A 9,028-nucleotide genomic window follows, 5' to 3' on the forward strand; every position below is an offset into this window, starting at 1 on the left:
CCAATCCATGAATTACTTAAGCGTAAACTGCATACCTTCTTTAAACTTTTTAGCAAATAATAAGAAGATAATAATGATTGGCAATGTTAGTAATACTGCTGCTGCATACATCGGTCCTGGATAACCTCCATAAGGACCAAACATTTGTGATAATAAAACGTTTAGCGTTAACATATTGTCACTCTTCGCAACTAACATATCCCATAAAAGCTCTGTCCATCTTTCCATAAATAAGAATAGGAAAATAACAGTTGTAATTGATTTGGACATCGGTAAAACAATTTTAAACATGATTTGCCATTCACTTGCCCCATCTAGCTTTGCCGCCTCAATAAACGTTTCGGGAATGGCTTTGAAAAAGTTTGTGTACATAAAGACTGCCCATAAGCTCATCGCTTTTGGTAAAATCATTCCCCAATATGAGTCATACATACCAATTTTTTGGATGACAAGGAATGTAGGGATTAATAAAATAATCGCTGGGAAAAACATTTGAAATAAAATAAAGTTATTAATAAAGTTCCTTCCTTTAAAAGGAATTTTAGCAAGTGCATATGCTACCATCACCGCTGTAACCATCATTAATAATGTAGATGCAGCAGAGACAAAGAAACTATTAAAAAATGCATTGATCCAAGGTCTTGGTATTGCTGACTCACCACCACCTAATAGCCAGCTATAAGATTTCAAAGTAAAGCCTGTTGGGATTAGCTTTCGGTCTACTTGGCTCCAATCAGCAAATGAATTTAAAACCATATAAATATATGGAAAAACCATAACTAGTAAGAGAATCGAGGCAATTAGGTAACGAAACCATAATCCTTTTTTCTTAGTTCCAACCATTTCGTCTTCCCCACATTTCTAAAAGTTTTCGAATAATAAAGATTGATATAAATGTAACAATCGAAGCGATAATCGCAATTGCAGATGCATAACCAGCTTGAAGATTCGAGAATGCTCTAGTAAAGATCTCCATTTGCCATGTATTTGTTGCGAAATTCGGTCCCCCACCTGTTAACTGGTAAACCTCTGTGAAAATACCAAAAGTTACACCAATTGATAAAATTAAAACTGTAAATAATGCAGGATATAATAGAGGGAATGTAATTTTCCAAAAGCGTTGCATTGGCGTTACTCCATCAATTAAAGCTGCTTCATAAACTTCTTTATCAATGCTATCAAAACCGGAAGTTAAGATTAATGCATAGTAACCAGTAAATTTCCAGGCAATAATAACCGCTACTGTGAATAGTGCACCAAATGGTGATCCTAGCCAGTTAATATCTAAACCAAGTGAATTTCTTAAAAACTCGTTAATCGGGCTGTTGTATGATAATAGCCCTTTAACAATTAATGAAGAAACTACACCAGAAGCTAAGTACGGTAGAAAAAATCCGATTAAAAATAAACCTTTAAACTTTGGTAAACCTTGAACAATTAAAGCTACAATGATTGAAGAAGCTACGACCATTGGTACAAATAACGCCATAAATTTGAATGCGACGAAAAATGCACTTTGTACGCCTGGGCTTTTAAACGCTTCTGTATAATTTTCAATCCCAACAAAGCTAAATGTTGGAGCAATTAAATTCCAATCAGTAAATGACAGAAACAAAGACCATACTAATGGAATTAAGAAGAAAACAACTGCATAAATAAGATAGGGACTGGCAAATAGCCAGCCCAACCTTCCTTGTTTAGCGCTCATTACTTAAGAGCCCCCTCAATTGCCTCTTTCATATCTTTCCATGCAGTTTTAGAATTTTTTTCACCTTTTACTACAGGATTGAATGCATATTGGCCAATATAAGTTTGAATATCGTTATACTTTGCGTTATCCATTGGTGGAATCGCATTAGGAACGGCTGCTGCATATGGTTGTAATGCTGGATTTTTATCAAAGAACGCCTTAAATGTATCATTTGTTGTTAAATCATCTCGTGCTGGTGGTAAGTTCGTTTTCTCAAGCCATTTCAAATCATTTTCAGGATTTGAATATGCCCAATTGATAAATTTCATCGCTGCTTTTTGTTGTTCTTTCGTAGCAGAAGCATAAATAACTAAGCCTTTTGTATCGGCGAATGTTTTAACATTTTCAGTAGACATACCATCTGGAACTGGTGGTGTAGATAATGCGTATGTCTCATTAAACTTCATGTTTGGGAATTTATCTGCCCAATAAGAAATTGTCCAAGGACCGATATCAGTAAAGATGCCTAATCCTGTTTCAAATGGATCTTTAGCTTGTCTTGTTAGTAATGCATTAGATTTTCGTAGGTCGTTCACGAAATCGAATACTTGCTCTCCGGCTTTCTTATCACCTGTAAATTTAGTACCTTCTACGAATTTGTTACCTTCAGATGCTGCATCGTATAACATGAAGAAGTCGAACCATCTTTTCCATGCTGTTGGGTCTGCAAGGTCTGCTTTTGCCCAAACATATTTATCTGGATATTTCTCTTTTAATTTTTTAGCAACCGCTAACATTTCACTATAAGTTTTTGGTGGTTCATTAAATCCTAATTTCTTTAAAATATCTAATCTCCAACCAAATAGCATAGCGTTTGAGTAGATTGGTAGAACGTATTGGTGGTTGTCAGCAAACTGCCAACCCTTCATCGTATTTTCCATGTTACGGCTTTCTTTCACTTTGTCGAAACCATTTAATTCATCTAAAGGAACTAGTGCCTTACTATCAGCTAACTGTGCTGCAAATCCACGGTTTATGTTTTCAGACATTGTTGGAGCGCTTCCACCTGCAATTGCTGACTGAATACTAGCTTCAGATGTAGGACTTTCTTTCATCGGACTCACATTTACTTTTATGTTTGGATTTTCTTTTGTAAACTGTTCAGCTACGTCTTTCCAATAAACTTGTTGAGTTGGATTTGGTGCAGCCCAAAACTCAATTGTCGTCACGCCATTTTTCGCTCCACCTTTTACTTCCTTATTACCTGTGGAACAAGCAGATAAACCAGCAACAGATAAAGAAGCAGCTAACAAGACTGATGATACTTTTTTCATTTTCATCTGGTATTTCCTCCAATGATTAAGATAAAATCAAATTTCTTTCCAAAAGAAAAACACGTTGACTATTTCTATTTCCATTTATGTATTTACTTCAATCTGTAAGCGCTAACAAATACTTGAAAAAAAGGTATAATAGTTGTTAGGTCATAAATATAAATAGTTATTTGTGCCCTTCCTTTATTTAATCTTCAAATCGTCAAAAACACATTACCAAAACATTACAAAACTAATAAAATAATAATTTGTAACGTTATTAATTAACTTATAAACTGATTATTCCACCTAACATAATTTTAGTCAAGTGATTTTTAAATATTTTAATAGTTTTATACTTTAATTAATTTAACAAAGTACATTACAAATAGTTGCATTACATTTTTTGTAACGTTACAATGTAATTACAATAGAAATTTTAGAATAATAATTTAGATAGATTGATTAGGGGAGAAATTTATTAATGGAAAAGAAAGTTACAATGCAAGACATCGCTCAGCGTTTGAACATCTCAAAAAACTCCGTCTCGCAGGCATTATCTGGAAAGCCTGGTGTTAGCGAAGAGACAAGAAAGCTTATACAAGATACTGCAGATGAATTAGGTTATTCTTATTCTAATAATCGAACGCAAAAACCAATTGAAGAAAAAACAGTCAAAACAATCGGATTAATCGCTTCAGAGCTTGCGTTTTCTTTAACTGGATTCTTTGGTGAAATCTACTTAAGTATCCAAAAAGAATTAAAAGCTAGAGACATGAATTTTTTAATTGAATCAATTGATCAGCATTCAGTTGAAAATTTAATCATGCCTAATCTATTAACAAATCAAGAAATTGATGGATTGTTAATTTTATCTCATATTAGTACAGACTATACTGCAAAAGTTATTAGCTCTGGAATTCCAACCGTATTAATTGATCACCATGAACCATTCCTTCATGCTGATTCAATTTTAACGAATAATCGCTTCGCGGCATTTACAGCTGTTGAGCATTTAATTAAATTGGGACATACAGAAATTAGCTTCGTTGGTGATGTCGATATTTCACCAAGTTACCAAGAAAGATTAGAAGGTTACTTTTTAGCATTAAAACGATATGGAATTAAACAAAACGAAGCATTCCTTTTAAATCATGCTAAAGAAGAACAATCTCACATCAAAGGATTACTAGATCAGCTCACAACTCAACCAACAGCCTATTTTTGTGTAAATGATGGACTTGGATTTCTCATTCAATCAGAATTGCAACAAAGAGGATTCAATGTACCAGATGACGTATCGATTTGTAGTTTTGACAACGGACAACTGTCTCAAATTGCATCACCAAAAATGACAACGATGGATATCGACTTAAACTTCTTCGGTAAAAAAGCAGTTGAACAGCTATGTTGGAGAATTGAAAACAAAGATGAACCAATACATGAAATTTTATTGCCTACTAGATTGATCATTAGGGAATCTACCGGGGAAATAGGAAAGATTTGAGTTAATAGAGAAGAAAATTAAATATTTAAAGGCATTATATTTTGTCACTCTTACTTCATCTTGGGGTAAGGGTTTTTTTATGGCTTTGTTAAATTTATATGTTGATTTGTAACTAAAAAAGATTGTCTAATTAGACAACCTTGCGGACTCTTATACATCTGATGCACTTTGTTAGTTGAATTACTTTTTCATGCTAATCTGTGTTATCCAGAACTCAATATCTCTAATACTATGAAGATATGTTGCTGGAGAATCTAAAATATCGATTCCACTTACTATTTGTAAAAACTCCCAAACTATATCATTTTCGACTATTGGCTCATTAGCCATAACATATTGTGATGCCCAGTCGGCTACTTCTCCTCGTGATAACTCATTTGATATGATTAATTTCAACTTAAGTAAAATGTCATCTAGCGTAGGTTCAGTCATAATCCTCTCCAATCATTTCACTCCACTTTTGGAACTGATTTATTGATCTCTATAACATGAAGTATAAATCTAATCATTAATATGCCTAGAAAATAGAATAGAAAATAGAAAATTGGAGAAAAATTTCTTTCAATTATCTTATATGGTCCATTTTCTGGTATAAAAATTTTCACTAAACTAATAGATAATAAAAGTACTAGTGCATTTACTATAAAAACGTGACTCATTCTTAATCGAACAAATAATAATCCCATAATAAGAGTTGCAAATAATAAAAAATAAGTTGTATATGGTACTTTGTTCAAGTCAAACCATGTTGTAAAAAATGGAATTGGTAATAAATAAATTAAATAAAAAGCTTTTTTCACTAAATCAACCTCGCACGAACTTTTTAATAAGAGTTTTAATTTCTTTCATAATAGTAACATATTTTATTTTTCCTGATAGACTATACTCCCATTTTTTTTAATAAAAAAAACCGCACATTAGCAGCTCATGATTTTCAACTAAAGTACCGTGTAGGTAGAACAAGGAAATTACTTTATATCTAACTTATTCAATTTTACTACACCTCTTTTTTAATAAAAAACTATTCTAATTTTCCTAAATAGATAGAGGTGCAACTTAGGTAATTAGCACATTTCTCTTTGAAGCACTTCGTTACTGTTCCTGGTTTAAGATTATCTTTAAACTTCTCATAGCAGTAACATACTTCACCGTCGTGTTTAGGCTCTTTCTTACGACCAAAGACCATTGGTCCGATATCAGCAGGTTTTATGTCTTCTATTCTATTATCTTCTTTATACTTATCTAAACAGGACTTACATATACAAGATTTTCTTACCTCATCTGATGATATTTGATTAAAGATCTCTCTTGGGAAATACTCACCATTACACCAACAAGTCATCCCACTTGAGCACTTATTCTCATTACCACACATGGGACAGAGCTTAATTGCCATTAAATCCCCTCCTCAATAATCTGTTTAACAAAAGGAAATACCTTTTTATTCTGTTCAATCATTAAATTGGTTTACTAAATTTATCCATTTAATTATATCACTCCTTTTTAAATTAAATGGTTATTTTGGTGAATAAAAAAAGAGGTGCCAAGGCAACTCATGTTGTGCAATTAACGCATTAAGTTCGTATGATCAAGAGAAAAAAGACTGTTAGTTAATTTTGAAAGGCTAAAAAATGATTAGGGAGAGTTGGTAGACTAAGTATAAAAAGACCGCACGTGTTCCAATAGTGGCCCTGATTTACTTGAAAAAGAAGTAATTCACTAAGCCTTGTTTTTCCTTAGCCATGTTACAATACAATCAAGAAATTCTAATGAATTTGAGATATCTAATCTTGATGATGCAGAAGTCAAATTTGTTGTTATAGAAGATATACTTTCTTCAATATTTTTTGTTTCAATAATATGAACATAATCGGGAACAAAATTGTTAAGGGCTTCATAAAAGCGTTGATGAGGCTTCGCAATCTCTATATGTGTATCGAAATTCCTTCTCTGTCTTGTAGTATCATTATCTTTACGAAATCTCAAACTATGTGTGTCAGTATATAAATAATAATATTTATCTGGAAATCCAATTCTTCCATTTTTTATTTCATTTCGGTAAAAATCAGCAATAAAATCTAGACTTTGATTATATATTTTAAAATCAAAACACCAATTATAACTTAATGGTTGAAAAATATCACCATCAAGAATTACTGTATCATAACTTTTACTTTTCTCTTTAGCGATCTGCCACCGTTCAACTTGTCGTTCCAAATACCATATGTTAGATTCTGCTTTTGGTCGATTAAATAAGAGGTTAACTTCTGGAATTACATATGTATTTGTGCTTTTGGAAATTTCATTAGAAGTTGTTGTTTTCCCTACCGCACTTGCACCTTCAAAGCATATGATCACTTTTTAGTCACCTCTTTAACGCTATTTTCCTCTTTTATTTCCATCAAAACTTCTTCAACCAAACTACGCGAGAGTGCAAAAAAAAGACTACCGAAATAGTCAATATTTGTTAAACTAACGCTCTCGTAAGTACAATATTAAGAATTAGCACCTTTTGATTTGGTTATTTCGACAAGATCCATTTTGCTATATCTTCTAAAACATTCTTGTCCAAAGATTGCGGAATATTATATTCGTTCCAAATGTCTTTCAACGTACCAAAAACTGCTTTCATAAACAGATGGTTCAAACCGGGATAGAGTGTAAAAGTGGCATCGGGGTGGTCTTTTAGCATTTCACGATATCGATTGAAATCTTTTTCGACAGAAACTTGTACATCTTTATCACCTTGAACAACGAATATCGATTTTTTGCTTTGCGATAAATAGTCCTTAGTAGGATGTTGATTCATTTCTTTAAAATACCAAGCATAAACAGAACCGAACAAAATTGTCTGCTGCGCAATCTCATCAGTCATGTCAGATATAGAATCAAACATGTTTTGTAGTTCTTTTACTTGCTTTAAGGCTAATTCTTGTTGAGATGCTTCAAGCTGCTTTATGGAATCCTCATTTTGGTTTAGGATGACTTCTTCAAGCGTTCGAGAAGTGCCGGCTAAGATTATTAATCCTGTCAAATCACCGCCTTCAGCATCGATTCTAGGAGCAAGCGTTCCTCCTAAACTATGTCCAATTATGAAAATACGATTTGCATCCACACGGGGATCTTTTTTTAGCATATTGACAGCCTCAATCGCGTCCTCAATGACCTCTTCTTTGACGGAAAGTTTACCACCAAGTTCTTGAACCATCTGCTTACCATGGGCGAAGGTTCGTTTGTCATACCGAATCGATGCAATTCCCTGATTTGCAAGTCCATCCGCAAGGTCTCGAAATAGTTTGTTAGCACCAACGGTTTCATCTTTATCTAAAGCACCGGAACCGTGTACAAATACAACTGCTGGGACTTTTTCAGTATAAGAATCTGGCAATGTCAAAATCCCTTCCAATGGGTAGGCGGCGTATGCCATAACCGTAACTTGTTCTATCATTTTAAACCTCCTATACAAACTCAGTTTTCAAATCCTCTATTATTCTCACTTTTCAACAATTATACGTTAACATATATTGGAAGTAAAATGATCGTTGCGATAATTAAAATCAGCTTTTAAGTCTATGAAAGTCAAAATAAAAAGCTGCTGCTTTTTATTTTCAACTAATGCAATGCGTTAGTTGGATAAGAAATACTATAATCAACTCCTAAATGTTAGATTATTAATATGTATAGAAACTAATGAAAATAAAAAAACTACCCAGTAATAATAAGCAAATTTTAGAAAACCAATAGGAAACTATATCTGGTAGAGGATAGAACATATCTCTCAATCTTTTATATTTTTCCCCATATAAAAAATCTTTCTTTTTAACGAATATAACCATATGTATTTGGAAGTATCCAAATAGAAAAAAACCTAAAAAGTAAAAGAAATCTTCATTAATAATCATATTTATCGACCTTTTCTTTTTAAATTTAAAAACAATACAATCTGCCATTTAGCTCAATAAAAAAAATCGACTTTTAAGCCGATCGTGTTATTCAACTAATGCATTGCGTTAGTTATATAAGGAATTGTAATAAAATCAATTTTCCACTTTAAAATATTTTGAGACTTCGAAAAATACACTTAAACCAATAATGAAAAATAATAATCCAAACCAGAAGGTGAAGTTTGTAATATTACATAAATATGAAGGTGTTAAATTTTTAATAGCGGTCATATCAATACCGTTACCATCACCATTAAAAGATAAAGAAATAAGTATCTTTTCTAACCCACCTAATACCATCATAATAACTCCCATAAATACAAATATTATCCCAAAGTTTTTCATTTAGTTAATCCCCTATTTTATAATATGTTTTATGTAAGTTTCTATATTCTTATTAAACTATCCTGCCATTTTGTTGAATAAGAATAGAGTTGCTAATGCAACTCTTGTTGTTCGATTATTATCATACATTCGTTCAGTTAGAAGTACTTTATCTATCTATCTATCTATCTATCTATCTATTATTAAACAACCTTGTTCAGTGTATTCTTCATGCCGCCAATTATACATT

The 9,028-nt window shown here is 32.4% G+C and carries 10 protein-coding genes; 1 reads left to right on the top strand and 9 read right to left on the bottom strand.

Annotated features, from left to right (window positions below; genetic code table 11):
- Window positions 1-12: 12 nt before the first annotated feature.
- The 3 genes from CN601_RS11800 to CN601_RS11810 are packed head-to-tail and all read right to left on the bottom strand — an operon-like array spanning window position 13 to window position 3,030.
- The gene (locus CN601_RS11800) at window positions 13-843 is read right to left on the bottom strand and encodes a carbohydrate ABC transporter permease (protein ID WP_098119937.1); all 831 of its coding nucleotides are present in this window, start codon (window positions 841-843) and stop codon (window positions 13-15) included.
- The gene (locus CN601_RS11805) at window positions 830-1,708 is read right to left on the bottom strand and encodes a carbohydrate ABC transporter permease (RefSeq protein ID WP_098171137.1); all 879 of its coding nucleotides are present in this window, start codon (window positions 1,706-1,708) and stop codon (window positions 830-832) included. The genes CN601_RS11800 and CN601_RS11805 overlap by 14 nt, the downstream gene beginning before the upstream one ends.
- The gene (locus CN601_RS11810) at window positions 1,708-3,030 is read right to left on the bottom strand and encodes an ABC transporter substrate-binding protein (RefSeq protein ID WP_218923239.1); all 1,323 of its coding nucleotides are present in this window, start codon (window positions 3,028-3,030) and stop codon (window positions 1,708-1,710) included. The genes CN601_RS11805 and CN601_RS11810 overlap by 1 nt, the downstream gene beginning before the upstream one ends.
- Before the next feature lie 457 nt (window positions 3,031-3,487).
- On the opposite strand from CN601_RS11810, the gene CN601_RS11815 reads away from it, so the two are divergent.
- Window positions 3,488-4,510: a LacI family DNA-binding transcriptional regulator gene (locus CN601_RS11815; protein ID WP_098119935.1), complete on the top strand. Its 1,023-nt coding sequence runs from the start codon at window positions 3,488-3,490 to the stop codon at window positions 4,508-4,510.
- A gap of 180 nt (window positions 4,511-4,690) precedes the next feature.
- Here the strand turns inward: CN601_RS11815 and CN601_RS11820 are convergent, their stop codons facing one another.
- The 6 genes from CN601_RS11820 to CN601_RS11845 form a co-directional block, all read right to left on the bottom strand.
- Window positions 4,691-4,942, bottom strand: a complete 252-nt coding sequence (locus tag CN601_RS11820) for a hypothetical protein (RefSeq protein WP_098171138.1) — start codon at window positions 4,940-4,942, stop codon at window positions 4,691-4,693.
- A 17-nt stretch (window positions 4,943-4,959) separates the two neighbouring features.
- Window positions 4,960-5,310: a hypothetical protein gene (locus tag CN601_RS11825; protein ID WP_098171139.1), complete on the bottom strand. Its 351-nt coding sequence runs from the start codon at window positions 5,308-5,310 to the stop codon at window positions 4,960-4,962.
- Window positions 5,311-5,531: 221 nt separating this feature from the next.
- On the bottom strand, window positions 5,532-5,906 hold the full coding sequence (locus tag CN601_RS11830) for a cysteine-rich CWC family protein (protein WP_098171140.1): 375 nt from the start codon (window positions 5,904-5,906) through the stop codon (window positions 5,532-5,534).
- A gap of 323 nt (window positions 5,907-6,229) precedes the next feature.
- A complete protein-coding gene (locus CN601_RS11835; protein ID WP_098171141.1) occupies window positions 6,230-6,868 on the bottom strand; it encodes an AAA family ATPase in 639 nt (212 codons plus the stop codon).
- A gap of 163 nt (window positions 6,869-7,031) precedes the next feature.
- Window positions 7,032-7,958: an alpha/beta hydrolase family protein gene (locus CN601_RS11840; RefSeq protein WP_098171142.1), complete on the bottom strand. Its 927-nt coding sequence runs from the start codon at window positions 7,956-7,958 to the stop codon at window positions 7,032-7,034.
- 589 nt (window positions 7,959-8,547) lie between these two features.
- On the bottom strand, window positions 8,548-8,799 hold the full coding sequence (locus CN601_RS11845) for a hypothetical protein (RefSeq protein ID WP_098171143.1): 252 nt from the start codon (window positions 8,797-8,799) through the stop codon (window positions 8,548-8,550).
- Window positions 8,800-9,028: the final 229 nt, after the last annotated feature.

It is taken from the genome of Bacillus sp. AFS017336 (assembly GCF_002555445.1).
Lineage (GTDB): Bacteria > Bacillota > Bacilli > Bacillales > Bacillaceae_G > Gottfriedia.

Excerpts from the sequence above, each read along its gene's own strand:
- CN601_RS11800 (WP_098119937.1), bottom strand. The coding sequence starts at position 843 with ATGGTTGGAACTAAGAAAAAAGGATTATGGTTTCGTTACCTAATTGCC.
- CN601_RS11805 (WP_098171137.1), bottom strand. The coding sequence starts at position 1,708 with ATGAGCGCTAAACAAGGAAGGTTGGGCTGGCTATTTGCCAGTCCCTAT.
- CN601_RS11810 (WP_218923239.1), bottom strand. The coding sequence starts at position 3,030 with ATGAAAATGAAAAAAGTATCATCAGTCTTGTTAGCTGCTTCTTTATCT.
- CN601_RS11815 (WP_098119935.1), top strand. The coding sequence starts at position 3,488 with ATGGAAAAGAAAGTTACAATGCAAGACATCGCTCAGCGTTTGAACATC.
- CN601_RS11820 (WP_098171138.1), bottom strand. The coding sequence starts at position 4,942 with ATGACTGAACCTACGCTAGATGACATTTTACTTAAGTTGAAATTAATC.
- CN601_RS11830 (WP_098171140.1), bottom strand. The coding sequence starts at position 5,906 with ATGGCAATTAAGCTCTGTCCCATGTGTGGTAATGAGAATAAGTGCTCA.
- CN601_RS11840 (WP_098171142.1), bottom strand. The coding sequence starts at position 7,958 with ATGATAGAACAAGTTACGGTTATGGCATACGCCGCCTACCCATTGGAA.
- CN601_RS11845 (WP_098171143.1), bottom strand. The coding sequence starts at position 8,799 with ATGAAAAACTTTGGGATAATATTTGTATTTATGGGAGTTATTATGATG.